Source organism: Bacillus sp. DNRA2, from assembly GCF_012843265.1.
Taxonomy (GTDB): domain Bacteria; phylum Bacillota; class Bacilli; order Bacillales; family Cytobacillaceae; genus Bacillus_BU.
Genome location: NZ_JABAIT010000004.1, coordinates 148,108 through 165,313, shown reverse-complemented (window position 1 = coordinate 165,313; position 17,206 = coordinate 148,108). Strand labels below are relative to the sequence as shown.

Sequence of the window (17,206 nt, the reverse complement as noted above, 5' to 3'; positions counted from 1 at the left end):
ATATCGGTTTATTTTTATACGTAAAAAGACCAGAGTGCAGCATCACACTCTGGTCTAAAGCTCATAACATCATAGCAATATTAAAATACTTTCTCTTTGAACTTCGCTAATTTTTCTAATGAAGATTTGTCAACTTCTTCATGAAGGCTGTTGCCATGGGAATCCATTGTTACAACCGCAGTGAACCCTTCCACTTTAAGGTGCCACATTGCTTCAGGAATACCAAAGTTTATCAAGTCAACACCCTCAACAGACTTGATACAGTCAGCATAGTATTGTGCTGCACCACCGATTGCATTTAAGTACACTCCACCATGCTCTTGAAGAGCTGCAAGCGTTTTTGGTCCCATTCCACCTTTACCCATAACGACGCGGATACCAAAACGTTTCATTACGTCACCTTGGTAAGGCTCCTCGCGAATACTAGTAGTTGGTCCTGCTGCTTTCACATGCCAAGTACCGTCTTCATCTTTAAGCATGACTGGTCCACAGTGGTAAATTACTTGTCCATTTAAATCAACTGGAGCGTCATCACGCTCAGATAAGTATTTATGAATCGCGTCACGGCCTGTGTACATGATGCCGTTAATTTTAACAACATCACCCACTTTTAATGCACGAATTTGTTCTTCAGTAATTGGAGCTTGTAATGTAACAACATTTGGCTCATTTTCGTTAGAAGCTGCAACTTCGCTAGCTGCTGGAGCAGTGAAATCGATTTTTTCACCTTCTTGATATAACCATTCGTTGATTTCGCCAGTTCCAGGGTTGATTTTAACACCTTGACGACGGAATGCCCAACAGTTATAAGCAACAGAAACGAAGAAGCTCGCTGGAAGACGGTTATAAACACCGACTTTACAGCCTAGTAAAGTGGTTTCGCCACCGAAGCCCATTGTCCCGATGCCAAGCTCATTAGCTTTATCCATAATGTACTCTTCCAATTTACGAAGGTCCTCATTTGGATTTACGTCATCATTTGAACGGAAAAGCTGGTCTTTAGCTAATTCGTAACCAGTTGTACGATCGCCACCGATACCAACACCGATAAATCCAGCACTACAGCCTTGTCCTTGAGCTTGGTATACAGAATGAAGGATACATTTACGGATACCGTCTAAGTCACGGCCAGCGCGTCCAAGTCCTTCAATTTCTGCTGGTAGACTGTATTGGATGTTTTTATTTTCACAGCCGCCACCTTTTAAAATTAACCGAGCATCGATGTAATCATTTTCCCATTGGTAGAATTTGATAACTGGCGTTCCTTCACCAAGGTTATCACCAGTGTTATCGCCAGTTAATGAATCAACTGAATTGGAGCGAAGCTTTCCGTCTTTCGTTGCTTGTGCAATGGCAGTACGAATGGCTTTTGCCATTTCAATTTGGTTTGCGCCAACTGGAGTTTTGATTTTGAATGTTGGCATACCAGTGTCTTGACAAATTGGCGATACGTTGTCTTCCGCCATTTTAATGTTTTCGGCAATAGTTGCTAAACTCATTGCTGATCTTGTGCCAGCGCTTTCACGTTCTTTCGCACCTGCAACAGCGCGACGAACGTCCTTTGGCAGGTTTGTAGACGTTTCAACGATTAGTTGATACATACTCTCCTGAAACTTTTCGATGTTCATTTGGTTTCCCCTTCCCCATGGTTCGAAAGTTTTTCGATTTTTAGAATATTATATTATTTCTCACGAATCTAATTATACTCTGAACACGATTAGATGAAAAGTATCACGATTTGGTGAACATTGTCAGAAAAGCGGAAGGCACCTGGAGGTCGACACTAAAAAATTTATCCATTATAACAGATAAAAAAAATAGCCAGTCAGTGACTGGGCTATTCCTCTTCTCGGTTTTGAAATTCGCGACATTTTGATTCGAGTTCATCAATATAGGCAATTAGACGATCAATGTCATCCAAATCAGCATCCTCTGGATCGATAGCATCAAGGACATCAATGAACATATTCAAACGATGCTTTAAAAAGTCAACCTGCTTTTCTTTATCGTGGACTTTACTACCCAAAATGGTTCTCCCCTTTATAGAATATCGATACCATCCTACCGAAAATTTCGGATATTAGCAATGATTTATTCTATTGTTCCCTGATTTCATTTGTGAAAATCATAAATAAAAAACGCCACGAGGGCGTTTTTCAAAAATTCAGCGAGGGCGCTCAGCAGCAGCAAAGCTGAAGGAAACATGATCCTGGATTGGTATCCATGCGCCTACACCTTGTGAAGTTACATTTTTAATGACAATCACTTTCTTGCTTCCTTTTAACATTAAATACACTTCACCATAAGTGACTTTTCCTTTTTCATTGACGGCTGGAGCAAATCCATATAAATAGCCTAGCCGTTTCGGCGGGATGTTGTAGATTTGCTCATTTTTTGTCCCCTGTCCAATCACGGTTTCAAACGCTAATGGAAGATTGGTTTTTTCCATAGCCTTTAAGAGCATCATTTTCTTAACATCCTCGGAGTTTGGAATCTTTGTTGTTAAACCACCACGAATGAGCTTTTGTGCTTCTTGAACATAATGAATTTGATACGGTTGATTACCACCACGATTATCGTAATAATTCGTGTTAATCTTTTGATATTCCCAGTTTGGGGCTGTCTCAGATGATTCGTAATTAAGCGGCCATTGACCAAGGTATATGACTGCGCGATAGCCTAGAGCAAATGGCGTACTATTAATCGTTGACTCGTTTAGCATCCTTATTAAATCTGGATTCTCGATTTTTACTTTTGTAGACTCAAGTAATTTGTCTGTCAATTCACTAGGCTGCAGTCTCGGCATATCCTGGGTTGGATTTGGATATGTGTTCTCTTTAGCAATGTTTTTTACTGAACTAGGAACGGGGTATTTTGCCACTTTTTCAGCTTTTGGATGTGCTGATTTTTCTTTATCCTTTTCTGCAAATGTGGAAGGTAAGAATGAAAGCATGACGAAACAACATATCGTCATAATAACTAATAACTTTCTCATGATGTCATACTCCTTTCATTTCCTAAAAGCGATATGTCTAGTTTTTTCGGAGTCATTAAAAATTATCCATTCAAACCACTAATATCAAAAAAATAACCAGCAATTGCTGAAAAAATAAAGAAAGTCCTGCATTCTCAAAAATGCGGGACTTCCAAATCAAATCCTATTTATAAAAGAAAGAAACCAATACCCATAATGACATAAGCAGCTAGTAACGTTAACCCCTCAAACCAGTTTGTTTCGCCATCATTAGAAATAATGACCATTAACAGAACAGATGACACCATTGCCACCAGCTCTGGCATCGTGAACACAAGTGGCATTTGGGTTGGGAAAAATAATGATACAAGCATAAGGACTGGCGCAACAAACATGGCAACTTGAAGCGTAGAACCCACAGCGATTTCAACCGCAATATCCATCTTATTTTTATAAGACATCATGATAGCTGAGGCATGTTCTGCTGCGTTACCGACAATAGCCACAATAATTACCCCGATGAAAAGCTCAGTCCAGCCAAATGAGTGAGCAACCTCTTCAAATGTATGAACAAGATTTTCAGATACATATGCTACAGCAAGTGTAGAAAGTAATAATATTCCAATGGCTTTTCCCTTGCTCCACTCAGGCTCTTCCTCATGATGTACTTCCGATTCACTATGTTGATAAACCCCACGATGTGTAACAAGCTTGAAAAATAATGCTGCCAAATATAGGGCAATTAGAATTACGGAAATCCCAACGCTAAGATTAATTGTTTTTGTGTCATTCATTTCCATTGAAAATACTTCCGGAATAACGAAAGCGACAAATACAGCAAACATCAATAGCCCTGAGTTATGTCTCGCATCATAAACATTAAATTTTTGACGTTTATATTTTATACCACCAATGAAAAATGACAAGCCAGCAACTAGCAGTAAGTTACCAAGCACCGAACCAGTTAATGAAGCAAGAACAACGCCAATAAGTCCAGCTTTTAAAGCAAAAATCGAGATAATCAACTCGACTGCATTACCAAATGTCGCATTAAGCAGTCCACCGATACGTGGTCCAGTTACAATTGCCAAGCTTTCTGTCGCTCTACCCATAAAGCTTGCCAAAGCAATAATTGTCAAGCAATAAATGATGAACATTGGAATGCTTGGCCAATGCATCAGCGAACCGACGACAGAGAGAGGCACACCGATTGCAGCCATCAAAAAAAAGATTTTGTTTACCATTTCAACTACTCCTTTTTCCACTAGGAAATAATTTCCTCACCATTTAAGAGATTACACTATTTTTTTCTAGGATGGAATATCTCATTCCATTTTTCTTGCAAAGTCGTTAATTTCGCTTTACCATCAGTACATAACTCAAATTATTATGGAGAAATAATAATGATCAAGATTAAGATAAATTCACAAGCGCGCTTTTGGATACTGGTTAGTATTGTTGCTATATCAGGTTACTCCCAAGGGATGCTGCTTCCACTTATTGCGATAATATTTGAAGAAGACGGTCTTTCTTCCTCAGTAAATGGATTTCATGCAACTGCCTTATATATTGGTGTTCTACTTGTTGCTCCTTTTATGGAGGGATTACTGCGTAAGATTGGTTATAAACCGGTCATCCTATTAGGTGGAATCGCAGCTGTTATTTCGATTGCATTATTTCCAATTTGGAAATCATTTTGGTTCTGGTTTATTTTGCGATTAATCATTGGAATTGGCGATCATATGCTACATTTTGGTACACAAACCTGGATTACATACCTTTCCCCTGCTAATAAACGAGGTCGAAACCTTTCATTATACGGATTGTTTTTTGGGTTAGGTTTTGCTGCTGGTCCTTTCATGACAACTCTTGTGTATGTAAATGAAGCCTTACCATTTATCGTCGCTTCAGCTTTGAGCCTCCTTGGCTGGCTCACCATATGGTTATTGAAAAATGAATTTCCGGAAAAGACAACAACTGAGAGTGATTCTTTCTTTAGCACGTTCAGTCGCTTTCGCCAAGTGTTTAAATTTGCTTGGGTTGCGTTTCTTCCACCGTTTGGATATGGTTTTTTAGAAGCTTCACTTAATGGGAATTTTCCTGTTTATGCATTAAGAAATGGCATTGATGTAAGTGGCGTATCGATAATTCTACCTTCATTTGCGATTGGCGGGATTATTTTTCAGCTACCGCTTGGGATACTGAGTGACCGATATGGGCGTAAGCATGTCCTAGCAACAGTGATGATTCTAGGCTTTATCTGTTTTACCAGTGCCGGCTTGCTACAGGATTCAGTACTTGGTTTAACAATCAGCTTTTTTATCGCAGGAATGATGGTTGGCTCAACATTTTCGCTAGGAATAAGCTTCATGGCCGATTTATTGCCACGTGAACTACTTCCAGCCGGAAATCTCATGTGTGGAATTTTTTATAGCATTGGGAGTATTTCTGGTCCCTTCATAGGTGGCCTAGCCATACAGTTTTTACCTGAAGGAAGTTTTTTCTTTTGCTTAAGCCTGATGCTGCTGTTTATATTTATCGCTCTAATGCTTTTTCGTAAAGAACATACCGCACACGCAAAAGTCTTATAAATTAACGGTAGCATCTTTATAATTTTAGGCTGTGTAAAACGTGTTTGTTGATTTCCGTTACAGGCGCTCGCTTTCCGCGGGGCGGGCGGTGAGCCTCCTCGGCGCTTTTGCGCCTGTGGGGTCTCACCTATCCCGCTGCTCCCGCAGGAGTCTTCGCGCCTTCCACTCCAATCAACTTTGAAAACATTCAGCTTTAACACAGCCTAATTTTAAGAAAAAACCCGAACCCTTATTCATAATCTTCCCTAACGAAGAATTCGAATCTGGCTTCGGGTTATTTTAAAATTAAGATTGTTTTACAATTTGCTTTCGGAACAATATTACTCCAGTCATAGCCAGACCCAATCCGATAAGAATGCCATTTCCGCTATTTCCTGCAGTATCAGGCAATCTTTCTCCTGTACCAGATTGATTCTGTTGTTTTACCGGCTGAATCTGCACTTCACTTTTCACATTCACCGGATTAGTTATCGTTTCCTTCTCTGTATTTATTTCATTTTCGATTTCTTCTATAATTTCAAACCCGAGTAGTTCTGCAGTCAAATTAATATCCGCAAGGAGCAACCCATCAGTATTATATAATTCAACAGCTAAATCATATCCTTTTGTTATCTTCATTGTTAACAATTCTTGATAAGATACCGGAATTCTTTCTGTCCCTTTTACTAAATAGTACTGAGCTTGTAATTGATACAATCCCATCATTTCTTGGAAAGTATTGACTAAGACTGTTTTTTGTTCCTCGGTAAGATCAGCTGGACTTTCAAACTCACCCAATTCGATTAATCGATTCTCAAGTTCAGCCATTTTTTCCGCAAATACTGGATCCGTCATATCAATGCCTTGAAAATGTTTAACCAGATTTTTAAGTTCAATTTTATCAAGCCCTATTCCAAGCTCCTCTAAAAATTCATCTGATTCCTCAATTAGCATATACATGAACACAGTCATATAAAGCTCATCAATGGTTTGATAGTTCTCCTTGGCATCATCGTATTTCAGCATCAATGCTTCAAACTGATCTTGTGTTATCTCAAAATCATTTAATAAATCCTGAAAATTTTGGTCAGTAATCGGAATTCCGTACTCTAACAATTTCGTGACAAGGTCATCAATATTATCATAGTTATTAAGAGAGTCATTATTATCGGAAAAAATTTGATTTAATTGTTCAAGAGAGAGTCCGAAATTATTGAGAAGTGTATCTAGCGTATGTTCCGTAATTGGAACTCCATAATTAATGAGTACCATTTCAATATCTTCAATAAATTCATAGTTATCTAGTGAATCATTATTCAAGTTGAAAATTTGGTTTAATTCATCAATTGTTAGCCCGTATGTATCAAGGAGCTGTTGCAAATTTTCATCAGTTTTTGGAATGATAGACATGAAGGAAATTGTATTTTCAAGGGCACTAATATATACAAACGTAGTGCGAAGATCTGCCCCTTCTTCTAGTTTCTGATTTTTTACAAGTAGGGATGTAAGCTCTGTTTCATCAACGATATTATTAATCTCTAGTAATTGTTGCAGGTTTTCATCAGTAATTCTTTCTCCTAAAAGCGCTTCCAAATCTTCACTTGTTTCAAAATCATTAGGAGTTAACTCCCAATAATTCGATAAAAGGTCTGTCAACTGTACTTCAGTTAATCCTTCCCTTTCTAAAAAATCAGATAAATCTTGAGGTGACATTGCAAAGCTTATTGACGGCGAAACTCCAAGAAGTAAAACGAATGATAGTAAAATAAAATAAAACCGCCTCATCATATTCCTCCAAAAATGGTATTTTATACATAAATTATCATAATTGATTGCCAATTATTTGAATAGTATCATCTCTCTAAAAAAATTATATCAATATAAACTTTTTGAACATTCCTGTCACAGAAAAAGGGAAGCGCAGTCTCGCGCTTCCCTTTTCATTTAATGGTATCCATTTGAACCATTTGCTGAACCTGATGTTTTTTGCTTCGGATGGCTCTTTTTCCCTTTTTGCTTAGTGCTACCGTCTTTTTTCGTATGCTTTGTCAAAACTATCCCTCCAAGTTATCAATGAGTTTCCCCTTCCTTATTTTGATACGGAAGTGAAAACTTACTAGAGGAAAGTTAAGGTAGAACAGTCTAACAATTGCTTTTCTTGGCTGTATAGTACGCGTTGATTTCTCCGCCTAAAATAATAACAAAGCCTGATAAATAAAACCAAATCATTAGAACAATAATCGCTCCAATACTGCCATATGTCGCAGAGTAGTTAGCAAAATTCCCTACATAATAAGAAAAAGCAAGTGAGGTCAACACCCAACCAACCGTTGCAAATAGAGCGCCCGGGACTGCACTTAAACAGCTGATTTTCTTATTAGGCGCAATCCAATAAAGCCCTGTAAATACAATAAAGAGAAATAACGAACTAAACAACCATCTAAGTGCATTCCACACCTTTAAAAATTGTTCTGACAACCCAAATTCCGTAAATAAGAACAATCCAATATGTCGACCAAATACAGGTAATAATAATGCTACCACGATGACTGCAATCATCCCAATCGTTAGTAAAATTGCAATCCCTCGTTCAACAACAAAAGTTCTGTTTTCGACTACATCATACGCTTTGTTAAACGCAGCCACGATCGCATGAATTCCATTGGATGCTGACCATAATGTTGCAATAACCCCAAATGATAGAAGCTTCCCGTTTTTATCCATTACATCTGTTAAGCTTGTCTCGATCAAAACCATTGTGTCACCAGGAGCATAATCTTTAATAAAGCTAAGTAAATTTTCCTGAGTCATCGAAAAATACGGCAGTAATGTCACCAAAAAGATTAACAGTGGAAACAAAGATAGTAAGAAAAAGTAAGCCAATTGTGCGGCCAAGCCTGAGATATCATCTCTTCCAATCCTTACCCACAAGTGCTTAATGATGGATGCGTCGATGGAGGACATTTGAATCACCTTTTCTATGTATTAGTTCAGTATCTTATTTATCGAATTGACCTTGCTCCGTTTCAGTATATGTATCTTTGTTATCTAAAAATACATCCTTTGTCTCTTTTACAACATTAACAACGTATGGGGTAGCTTCGGTAATTTCCTCCACTTTTTCTTTAATAAAATAAAGATCATCACTAACCTGCTCTACAGTTTGCCTTACCTGCTCCGAGGTTGTTTTCACCTTCTCTACTACTTCAGATGGATTCTTAATCACATGGACTACCTTTTTTGTAGCAGATTTACAATTGGATGTAACTGCTTGTCGCGTTGGTTTGTCGAGTAAGCTAAGTGCCCCACCTGCTAATGCACCTAACAATACACCCTTCCAGAAGTTTCTTGCTTCACCCATTATTCATTACCACCTTTCACAGCTCTGCTTTTATTTTCTGAAGTAATTTTTCACAACCATGGGTAACTAATTGGAAAACCTCATCAAAATTACCGGTATAATATGGGTCCGGCACATCTTTACCTTGATGCTCTTTTGTCAAATCAAGTAATTTATGGATATTCGTTTGTTTTGGCATTGTAGAATTTAGATTGATAATATCCATTTCATTTTGTTGATCCATCGCAATAATATAATCAAAATGCGAAAGGTCCGCTTCCGTAATTTGCCGTGCAACCATACCCTCGAAACTAATCTGATGCTGCGTTAAGGTTTTTCTCGTTCCTTGATGGGGTGGATGGCCTACATGCCAATTTCCTGTTCCTGCAGAATCAATAACAATTTTATCCTCTAAGCCTTCCCTTTTAACAAGATCCCGAAACACTGCTTCAGCCATTGGGGAACGGCAAATATTACCCAAGCAAACAAACAAAACATGAATCATTGTTCTTCCTCCTTTTCTTTATTTTCCTCATATCAACGCCAAGATTCAAGGGGATTTGGCTTATATTATCTGTTTTCGTTGACTTTCCGTTTTGAACATGAAAAGATGTGAATATTACCCGTGAAAGGATGACGTGTATGAATTTATCGCAAAAGTCAGTCGAAAATGTGGAATTTATGATTGAAAAAATAAAGGAAAAATTAAAGGTTATGAATTTCGCAGCCATTAAACCTTCGCATTTTGATGAGGAAATGTATGAGGAATTAAAGGACATTTATGACCTTGTCATGAAAAAGGATTCATTCAGCATAAGTGAAATGCAGGCGATCGTTGAAGAACTAGGCAGTTTAAGAAAATAGGGGAGTCACCTCCCCTATTTGAACTATTCCTGCTCAGTTAAGATGATTGGTCCATTTTTGGTGATTGCAATCGTGTGCTCATATTGGGCCGAGTTTTTCCCATCAATCGTCCTTGCTGTCCACCCATTAGAATCCATCTTCGACTCATAACTTCCAATATTGATCATTGGTTCGATGGTAAATACCATTCCTTCTTTGATTCGTGCCCCTTTTCCCGGAAGTCCAAAATGAGGTACATCTGGTTTTTCATGTATCACTGCACCTATGCCGTGGCCAATAAAATTGCGTACTACTGAAAAACCTTCGCCTTCTGCATAGGTTTGAATTGCATGACCGATATCACCGATACGATTTCCAGGCAGAGCCTGCTCAATTCCTTTATAAAGCGCTTTTTTCGTAACAAATAATAACTTTTCATTTTCAGTAGATAATTTACCTACCCCATATGACCAGGCCGAATCTGCCAAAGAGCCATTGTATCTAACAACCATATCAATTGTTACGATGTCTCCATCCTTTAACGCTTGTTTTCGCGGAAAGCCATGACAGATTTCATCATTAATGCTCGCACAAGTAGCATACTGGTAGCCTCGATATCCCTTTTGTTCAGGGGTTGCTCCTCTCTCCTTTAAGAACTGTTCAACAAACTCATCAAGCTCCCAAGTAGTAACACCTGGTCGGATGAGCTTTGCTAGTTCTTGATGACAAGCTGCAAGTATTTCACCCGCCTGTTTCATTCCTGCAATTTCCCGTTCTGATTTTAAAATAATCATATTGCTCACTTCCTTTTTGTCTATCTAGAAAAAGAATCTCTTTATACATAAACTTACGACATTCTCATAATCTATATTATAACATTTATCATTCCCTACCCATTCTCGCGAATGAAATATTGCCATTATCACAAATATAAATTATTTTGAAAAAATTTATTGTTCGCTGTATGGAACATTTTCTAGACCTTTGTTATAATGTGATTATCTATTAATAAGGTGTGTGAAGCTTAATGATAGGAGATCGTGTAAAAAGGCTTCGTCAAGAAAAGAAAATGTCCTTAACAGAACTTGCTGACCAAGCCGGGGTTGCGAAATCATATTTAAGTTCCCTGGAACGGAATTTGCAATCAAACCCATCAATACAATTTCTCGATAAAATTGCGAATGTCCTCGGTGTTACTGTTGATTATTTCATCTTAAACAAGCCAAGTACAGAACAACTTGATGCTGGTTGGATTGATTTAGTTAAAGAGGCAATGGAATCAGGTGTTACAAAGGAACAATTCCGTGAATACCTTGAATTTAACAAGTGGAAAATAAATCAAAACAAATAAAAAGAGGCGCTCAGCCTCTTTTTATTTGTTTAAGAATAGTTACCATCGCTATTGCTTAAATTATGTATTACTACTAACCGCAATACATCAAACTACCTGCTTACCTTGTAAAAATGAGCGAATCTCTTCCTTATCAATTCCCAGGTCTAATGCTTCCATTATTAGTTGAACCCATTCGATATCCAACTCTTCAATTGATTTCAAATGTGTAGTCAAATTGTGCTCCTCCATTTTAAATGTAGGAAGTCCAGCCATCTTAGTACATACTTTCTACGTTGACGACCTTAGATCTGTGACTTTGCGTCCCTATCTTTCAATAGGTTTGCCTTTATCTCTTTGTTTTTTTCTATTTTACATGGTTTTAAATGAGAAATGTACATAATTTTGTCATAAATCAAATAATTTTTCATACATTTTCTGACATCATTTCAATTATAAAGACCTAATTCTTTCTTTTTTGAGGTTTAATCCTTGAAAAAAATGGCTAAATTAGCCTATATAAAAATAATTCGTTGGTTGGTTGATTTTATGTCGAAAGGTTTTTGGAGTAAATGTGAACTTTTTGTGTCTATTTTCTGAAAATTCGGATAAAATAATCATAACAACAAAATTACATTTACACTACATTTAAATTTGAAAGGGGTATATTCATGACGTTTTGGCACGTAATAAACATTGTTGTCCCAGTCGCTGCAATGGTTGGTTTCGGTTTTTTCCTTGATTATGTTTCAAAACCAGGAGTATCTCCTGAAGAAAGCCAAGAATAAGAAGGCTAAAGGTAGTGATTCACAACGCAACGGACATGAGCAATCATGTCCGTTTTATTTGTAAACGGATACATTTTGTTAAAAAGAATAATGATGCTCTTGGGGGGAGAGCATCATTTAGGTGTTATATAATAAATATCTTTATGGGGGTTTGTGAACTTTTGAACAACTTAATTATATAACTGCTTTGTTTTTTTGTCTGTGAAAAAAATGTGAAATCTTTCACAATGAATCCCCCGTCTTCCCTTCCTCACATTTTTTCAAACATTATGGGGAATGCTACAAGTCAGAACGAAAGGAGTGGTAAACTTGGGACGCGGTAAAAACTTTGATCATAAAATCAAAAATCATCCGGGCGATTTTCCAAAAAATAGCACAACTGAAAAACATTCAAAAGAAAGAATTGGTGATGAAGAATTAATTGTTACTCAAGAAGCCTTCAAAAATCGCGTTGGCGGTGAAGATAATACGTAAATATTCAAGAGGATGACTTATGTTAAAATTCAAAGTCATCCTCTTGCTTTACCAACTACTATTTTGAAGATTATTTTAAGTTCAATTTCTTTAAAGCATCAGCTAAAGCGGTATTTATTGGTTCATCTTGTTTGTTTTGTTCTTTTAGATATTTTTGTACTGAACGTTTATCTACTTTTCCGCCGGATTCTTTTTTACGGCGTTCTTGGAACGATGACAATTTCTCACGATAACCACACTTGCAGGTGAAGATTTGACCATCTCCTTCACCGCGAAGTTCCAGTTTTTTATGGCATTGAGGACAACGGGCATTTGTAACCCGAGCGACATTTTTACGATGTCCACAATCGCGATCCTGACAAACCAGCATTTTGCCCTTTTTGCCATTTACCTCAAGCATTGGCTTACCGCAATCAGGACATGATTTAGTGGAAATATTATCGTGCTTATACTTTTTATCGCTAGCTTTAATTTCTGTTACGATTTCTTTTGTATAACGCTTCATTTCTTCGATAAATACTTCTTTTTTGAGCTTACCTTTGGCAATGGCCTCTAACTTCAATTCCCACTCTGCTGTTAACGCGGGCGTTTTTAATTCTTCAGGCACAAGTTCCAATAGCTGTTTCCCTTTTGATGTAATAAAAATGTCTTTGCCGCGTTTCTCTATCAAAAAGGAATTAAATAGTTTTTCGATAATATCAGCCCTTGTAGCGACTGTCCCTAATCCACCGGTTGATTTTAATGTTTCAGCTAGCTGTTTATTTTGCGCCTCTAAATATTTTGTCGGGTTTTCCATTGCCGTAAGCAATGTCGCCTCATTAAAGTGTGCAGGTGGTTTTGTTTGCCCCGATGTTTGGGCAATTAATTTAATTTTTAATAATGCCCCTTTTTCAATACGAGGTAAAATTTGTTCTTTTAAATCATCGGTTGAATCATGATCTTCAAAGTGGTTATTATATACTTCCTTCCAACCACTTGAAATAATCGTTTTTCCTCTAGCAACAAAGCTTTCTTCTCCTATTTTTGCCCGGAGTATTAATTGTTCGTATTCAAACGCTGGGAATAATACAGCTAAGAATCTTTTTACAACTAAATCGTAAATTTTACGCTCCTTATCTGTGAATGAAGAGTAGTTTACATAGCCTTCTGTTGGAATAATGGCATGGTGATCTGAAACTTTACTATCGTCCACAAATGCTTTCGAAGATTTTATTGGTTTGTTTAACAGTTTATGTGCTATCGAACGATACTCCCCAACTCCACAGGCTTTTAAGCGCTCAGGGATGGTTCCGACAATATCTGAAGAGATATAGCGAGAGTCTGTTCGAGGATACGTTAAAACTTTATGTTGCTCATAAAGTTTTTGCATAATATTTAACGTTTCCTTTGCAGAGTATCCAAACAACTTATTTGCGTCACGTTGTAATTCTGTTAAGTCATACAGACCTGGTGCATAGGTTTTCTTCTGCTTTTTCTCAATATCAGCTACGATGGCATTTTGATTGCCTAATTTTTTCACAATCGCAGCAATTTTGTCATTATCAAAGCTACGACCGTTTCCATTAACATCTTGCCAAGACAACTTTAAGTTGTCAGTAGTTTGAGCCTCTATACCGTAATAGGTTTGTGGTTTAAAATTTTTAATTTCGGCCTCACGTGCTGCAATAATAGCAACAGTTGGCGTTTGCACACGGCCACAGTTGAGTTGAGCATTAAATCGAGTCGTCAGCGCACGTGTCGCATTCAAACCGATATACCAATCCGCTTCCGAACGTGCCACGGCTGAATGATATAGATTTTCATATTGCTTACCATTCTTCAAATTATTGAATCCTTCTTTAATGGCTTTATCGGTTACAGAAGATATCCAAAGTCGTTTAATCGGTTTATTGACCTTAGCTTTTTCGATAATCCACCTTGCAACAAGTTCACCTTCTCGACCACTATCTGTCGCGATAATAATGTCTCCAACATCTGAGCGTTGCAGTTGGCTCTTTACGGAATTATATTGCTTACTTGTCTGCTTAATCACAACCAGCTTTAAATCTTTTGGAATCATTGGTAAATCTTCTATTTTCCACGTTTTATACTTTTCATCATAGCTTTCAGGATCTGCAAGTGTCACTAAATGACCTAATGCCCAAGTGACAATATACTTGTCACCCTCTAAAAAACCATTTCCTTTTTTATGGCATTTCAATACACCTGCTATGTCGCGAGCAACCGAGGGCTTTTCTGCGAGTACTACACTTTTTTTCACTTTATATAAACATCCTTTCGGAATCACATTTAATTTTTAATATACCACACTAACCAAGATATTGCAGATTACTGCGACGATAGTCGCCTTATTCATTTTCCTGATATAATGATTTTAGAAGGAAATGGTGATGGAAAAATGAAACTTAGAGAATGGGATCGAAATTTAAAAATAAGGTTGTATGGGGAAGCCTTGATGAACATCTCATTTTGGATGTTCTTCCCCTTTCTCACGATTTATTTTGCTGAGGAGTTCGGTAAAGATAAAGCAGGATTATTATTGATTTTTTCGCAAGTATTTTCGGTTTTTGCTAATTTAATGGGCGGTTATTGTGCAGACCGTTTTGGCCGAAAGCGCATGATGGTCCTGTCTGCTTGTGGTCAGGGCATTTGCTTTCTTGTTTTTGGCCTCGCCAATACTCCATGGCTGGATTCACCATGGCTGAGTTTTGTCTGTTATGCTTTTGTCGGCATTTTTAGCGCCTTCTATTGGCCTGCCAGTCAAGCAATGGTAGCGGATGTGGTTAATGAGGAAGATCGCAACGAAGTGTTTGCTATTTTTTATACTTCGATTAATATTGCTGTTGTCATCGGCCCTTTATTAGGCGCCATTTTCTATCCGCATCATCGCGTTGAACTCATGCTTGCCGCTGGTGTAGCTTGTATTTTGTTGTGCTTTATTTTAGCAAATTGGACCAGGGAAACAGCTCCTGTTTATCGCGTAAAAGAATCTGATGGTCAACAATACTGGTATTCTTTTTTAATAACCCAATTAAAGGAATACAGGTTAATATTAAAAGATAAGGTCTTGTTGCTATTTATCATTGGCGGTGTATTACTGGCGCAAACTTATATGCAGCTGGATCTTCTGATTCCAGTTTATACGAAGGACAATGTTCCGAAACAGACCATGCTGACAATTGGAGAATGGTCCCTTTCAATAAAAGGTGAGCAAGCATTTGGAATTCTTTTATCAGAAAACGGAATGTTGGTAGCACTATTGACGCTCTTTATTACCAGGTGGATAAGCAGGTTCAAAGACAGGACTGTCTTTATTGCGTCTTCATTGTTGTATGCTCTCGCCATATTTATGATTGGACAAACTATCTCAATCTGGTGGTTAATTGTTGCGATGGCCGTTTTCACGCTTGGTGAATTAATGACAGCTGGACTTCAACAAACCTTTATTTCAAAACTGGCACCCAAGCATTTACGTGGTCAATACTTTGCCGCCGCAAGCTTGCGCTATACGATAGGTAAAACGATTGCGCCAATTTCAATTCCGTTAACAGTGTGGATTGGTTATGATTGGACAATCGCCCTTCTCTGTTTTCTGGCAGCATTAAGTGCTGTCATCTTTTGGGTAATGTTTTCGTTATTTGAAAATGAAACAAAACCAAAGCCGCGGAAATGTTCTGCTTAACAAAAAAACAAGAGCATCGCGATGCTCTTGTTTTTTTACGATGCAGTTTGCTTCTTTACCTTCTCCTTTGTCTCAAAAAACAGTTTCATTAAAGGCGGTGTAACAATGGTCGTTACTAACACCACCACAACTAACACCGCAAACATTTCCGAATCTAACAGCTTTGTCTCTAAGCCAATAGCTGCAATGATCAGCGCCACTTCACCTCGAGAAATCATCGCCGAACCAATCCCAAATGAACTGTTCCAATTAAATCCAGAAACTTTGGCACCCATCATCGCCCCAACAAATTTTGTTAAAATAGCAATAATGCTTAGAGCGACAATCAGACCTAAATTTTCTGTAATCCCTGCAAATTGTGCTTTTACTCCAATAGAGGTAAAAAAAACAGGAACAAAAATCGAATAACTAATCGTTTCAACCTTTTCAAAAACCTCATGTTTAAAATTGGTCTGACTAATTGCAATCCCTGCTAGATACGAACCAATAATCGCTGCCACTCCAGTATATTCTGCTAGATACGCAAAAACAAAACAGATGATTAACGCTGAAGAAATCACGGTTTCAGAAACTCGCAAAGAAGCAAACTTCCGCAAAAACCACGGTACAATTTTCCAGGAAACTAAAAACGCTCCTCCAAAAAATAACACCTTCTTCAAGATGGTAACGCCTAAATGCACTTCACTACCTGCAAAGCTCATTAAAAACGCTAAAGCCAAGATAACTACGACGTCATCGATTACGGCTGCCCCTAATATCGTTGCTCCTTCACGACTCTTTAACTTGTTCATTTCCTTCAATGCTTGGACAGAAATGCTGACACTCGTTGCAGACAATAATAATCCCAAAAACCATGACTCAAATACTGACATATTCAACATTAATCCAGTTACATACCCAATGCCAAGTGGAACAATAATACCTCCAAGCCCCACTAAAGTTGATGCTTTACCTGTCCGTTTAAATTCATCCAAATCGGTTTCCAAACCTGCAATAAACATTAGCAGAATAACCCCGATTTGACTAAATTCCGCTAAGGTATCCGTCTCAGTCACGAGCCCCAGTAATGATGGACCCAATATAATCCCGATGAGCAGCTTTCCTAGAACAGAAGGCTGACCTAGCCGAACACTTATGTCCCCAGCAACTTTTGATGCAATCAAGATGATAGCTAATTGAAGTATTAACATTTTTTCACCTTCCCT

17 protein-coding genes and 1 riboswitch are annotated in these 17,206 nt (G+C 37.8%); of the genes, 5 read left to right on the top strand and 12 right to left on the bottom strand.

Annotated features, from left to right (window positions below; all coding sequences use genetic code 11):
* Nucleotides 1–80: 80 nt before the first annotated feature.
* The 4 genes from HHO41_RS05705 to cax all read right to left on the bottom strand — a co-directional run bounded on the left by HHO41_RS05705 (nt 81) and on the right by cax (nt 4,239).
* A complete protein-coding gene (locus HHO41_RS05705; protein ID WP_169096360.1) occupies nt 81–1,628 on the bottom strand; it encodes a fumarate hydratase in 1,548 nt (515 codons plus the stop codon).
* Between the two features lie 209 nt (nt 1,629–1,837).
* On the bottom strand, nt 1,838–2,026 hold the full coding sequence (locus tag HHO41_RS05700) for an SE1561 family protein (RefSeq protein WP_169096358.1): 189 nt from the start codon (nt 2,024–2,026) through the stop codon (nt 1,838–1,840).
* 138 nt (nt 2,027–2,164) lie between these two features.
* Nucleotides 2,165–2,995 (bottom strand): YfkD famly protein, encoded by an 831-nt coding sequence (locus HHO41_RS05695; RefSeq protein WP_169096356.1) that lies wholly within the window; start codon nt 2,993–2,995, stop codon nt 2,165–2,167.
* A gap of 167 nt (nt 2,996–3,162) precedes the next feature.
* On the bottom strand, nt 3,163–4,239 hold the full coding sequence (gene cax / locus HHO41_RS05690) for a calcium/proton exchanger (protein WP_348981221.1): 1,077 nt from the start codon (nt 4,237–4,239) through the stop codon (nt 3,163–3,165).
* A 138-nt stretch (nt 4,240–4,377) separates the two neighbouring features.
* Between cax and HHO41_RS05685 the strand changes: the two genes are divergently transcribed.
* Nucleotides 4,378–5,565 (top strand): MFS transporter, encoded by a 1,188-nt coding sequence (locus HHO41_RS05685; protein WP_211171049.1) that lies wholly within the window; start codon nt 4,378–4,380, stop codon nt 5,563–5,565.
* Nucleotides 5,566–5,850: 285 nt separating this feature from the next.
* Here the strand turns inward: HHO41_RS05685 and HHO41_RS05680 are convergent, their stop codons facing one another.
* The 4 genes from HHO41_RS05680 to HHO41_RS05665 form a co-directional block, all read right to left on the bottom strand.
* On the bottom strand, nt 5,851–7,329 hold the full coding sequence (locus tag HHO41_RS05680) for a processed acidic surface protein (protein ID WP_169096353.1): 1,479 nt from the start codon (nt 7,327–7,329) through the stop codon (nt 5,851–5,853).
* 357 nt (nt 7,330–7,686) lie between these two features.
* Complete coding sequence (locus tag HHO41_RS05675; RefSeq protein WP_169096351.1) at nt 7,687–8,508, bottom strand: YihY/virulence factor BrkB family protein; 822 nt, start codon at nt 8,506–8,508, stop codon at nt 7,687–7,689.
* A 34-nt stretch (nt 8,509–8,542) separates the two neighbouring features.
* A complete protein-coding gene (locus HHO41_RS05670) occupies nt 8,543–8,905 on the bottom strand; it encodes a YtxH domain-containing protein (protein WP_169096349.1) in 363 nt (120 codons plus the stop codon).
* A 16-nt stretch (nt 8,906–8,921) separates the two neighbouring features.
* Entirely contained in the window at nt 8,922–9,389 is a 468-nt protein-coding gene (locus HHO41_RS05665) for a low molecular weight protein-tyrosine-phosphatase (protein ID WP_169096347.1), read from the bottom strand.
* A 137-nt stretch (nt 9,390–9,526) separates the two neighbouring features.
* Here HHO41_RS05665 and HHO41_RS05660 point away from each other — a divergent pair, with 137 nt between their 5' ends.
* Nucleotides 9,527–9,748, top strand: a complete 222-nt coding sequence (locus HHO41_RS05660) for a DUF1128 domain-containing protein (RefSeq protein WP_169096345.1) — start codon at nt 9,527–9,529, stop codon at nt 9,746–9,748.
* Nucleotides 9,749–9,771: 23 nt separating this feature from the next.
* Here HHO41_RS05660 and map read toward each other — a convergent pair whose 3' ends face one another.
* A complete protein-coding gene (gene map, locus HHO41_RS05655; protein ID WP_169096343.1) occupies nt 9,772–10,521 on the bottom strand; it encodes a type I methionyl aminopeptidase in 750 nt (249 codons plus the stop codon).
* A 233-nt stretch (nt 10,522–10,754) separates the two neighbouring features.
* Between map and HHO41_RS05650 the strand changes: the two genes are divergently transcribed.
* A complete protein-coding gene (locus tag HHO41_RS05650) occupies nt 10,755–11,078 on the top strand; it encodes a helix-turn-helix domain-containing protein (protein WP_169096341.1) in 324 nt (107 codons plus the stop codon).
* 87 nt (nt 11,079–11,165) lie between these two features.
* On the opposite strand, the gene HHO41_RS05645 is transcribed toward HHO41_RS05650, so the two are convergent.
* On the bottom strand, nt 11,166–11,294 hold the full coding sequence (locus HHO41_RS05645; RefSeq protein ID WP_248278376.1) for an anti-repressor SinI family protein: 129 nt from the start codon (nt 11,292–11,294) through the stop codon (nt 11,166–11,168).
* A gap of 22 nt (nt 11,295–11,316) precedes the next feature.
* Nucleotides 11,317–11,415: riboswitch (cyclic di-GMP riboswitch) on the bottom strand.
* Nucleotides 11,416–12,154: 739 nt separating this feature from the next.
* On the opposite strand from HHO41_RS05645, the gene HHO41_RS05640 reads away from it, so the two are divergent.
* Nucleotides 12,155–12,319 (top strand): hypothetical protein, encoded by a 165-nt coding sequence (locus HHO41_RS05640; RefSeq protein WP_169096339.1) that lies wholly within the window; start codon nt 12,155–12,157, stop codon nt 12,317–12,319.
* 70 nt (nt 12,320–12,389) lie between these two features.
* Here HHO41_RS05640 and HHO41_RS05635 read toward each other — a convergent pair whose 3' ends face one another.
* Nucleotides 12,390–14,579 (bottom strand): DNA topoisomerase 3, encoded by a 2,190-nt coding sequence (locus tag HHO41_RS05635; protein ID WP_169096337.1) that lies wholly within the window; start codon nt 14,577–14,579, stop codon nt 12,390–12,392.
* A 138-nt stretch (nt 14,580–14,717) separates the two neighbouring features.
* Here HHO41_RS05635 and HHO41_RS05630 point away from each other — a divergent pair, with 138 nt between their 5' ends.
* Complete coding sequence (locus HHO41_RS05630) at nt 14,718–16,001, top strand: MDR family MFS transporter (RefSeq protein WP_169096335.1); 1,284 nt, start codon at nt 14,718–14,720, stop codon at nt 15,999–16,001.
* A 35-nt stretch (nt 16,002–16,036) separates the two neighbouring features.
* On the opposite strand, the gene HHO41_RS05625 is transcribed toward HHO41_RS05630, so the two are convergent.
* Nucleotides 16,037–17,191 (bottom strand): cation:proton antiporter, encoded by a 1,155-nt coding sequence (locus tag HHO41_RS05625; protein ID WP_169096333.1) that lies wholly within the window; start codon nt 17,189–17,191, stop codon nt 16,037–16,039.
* Between the last annotated feature and the right edge of the window lie 15 nt (nt 17,192–17,206).

Coding starts and splice junctions, on each gene's coding strand:
- HHO41_RS05705 (WP_169096360.1), bottom strand. CDS start 1,628: ATGAACATCGAAAAGTTTCAGGAGAGTATGTATCAACTAATCGTTGAA.
- HHO41_RS05695 (WP_169096356.1), bottom strand. CDS start 2,995: ATGAGAAAGTTATTAGTTATTATGACGATATGTTGTTTCGTCATGCTT.
- HHO41_RS05685 (WP_211171049.1), top strand. CDS start 4,378: ATGATCAAGATTAAGATAAATTCACAAGCGCGCTTTTGGATACTGGTT.
- HHO41_RS05680 (WP_169096353.1), bottom strand. CDS start 7,329: ATGAGGCGGTTTTATTTTATTTTACTATCATTCGTTTTACTTCTTGGA.
- HHO41_RS05675 (WP_169096351.1), bottom strand. CDS start 8,508: ATGTCCTCCATCGACGCATCCATCATTAAGCACTTGTGGGTAAGGATT.
- HHO41_RS05670 (WP_169096349.1), bottom strand. CDS start 8,905: ATGGGTGAAGCAAGAAACTTCTGGAAGGGTGTATTGTTAGGTGCATTA.
- HHO41_RS05665 (WP_169096347.1), bottom strand. CDS start 9,389: ATGATTCATGTTTTGTTTGTTTGCTTGGGTAATATTTGCCGTTCCCCA.
- HHO41_RS05660 (WP_169096345.1), top strand. CDS start 9,527: ATGAATTTATCGCAAAAGTCAGTCGAAAATGTGGAATTTATGATTGAA.
- map (WP_169096343.1), bottom strand. CDS start 10,521: ATGATTATTTTAAAATCAGAACGGGAAATTGCAGGAATGAAACAGGCG.
- HHO41_RS05650 (WP_169096341.1), top strand. CDS start 10,755: ATGATAGGAGATCGTGTAAAAAGGCTTCGTCAAGAAAAGAAAATGTCC.
- HHO41_RS05630 (WP_169096335.1), top strand. CDS start 14,718: ATGAAACTTAGAGAATGGGATCGAAATTTAAAAATAAGGTTGTATGGG.
- HHO41_RS05625 (WP_169096333.1), bottom strand. CDS start 17,191: ATGTTAATACTTCAATTAGCTATCATCTTGATTGCATCAAAAGTTGCT.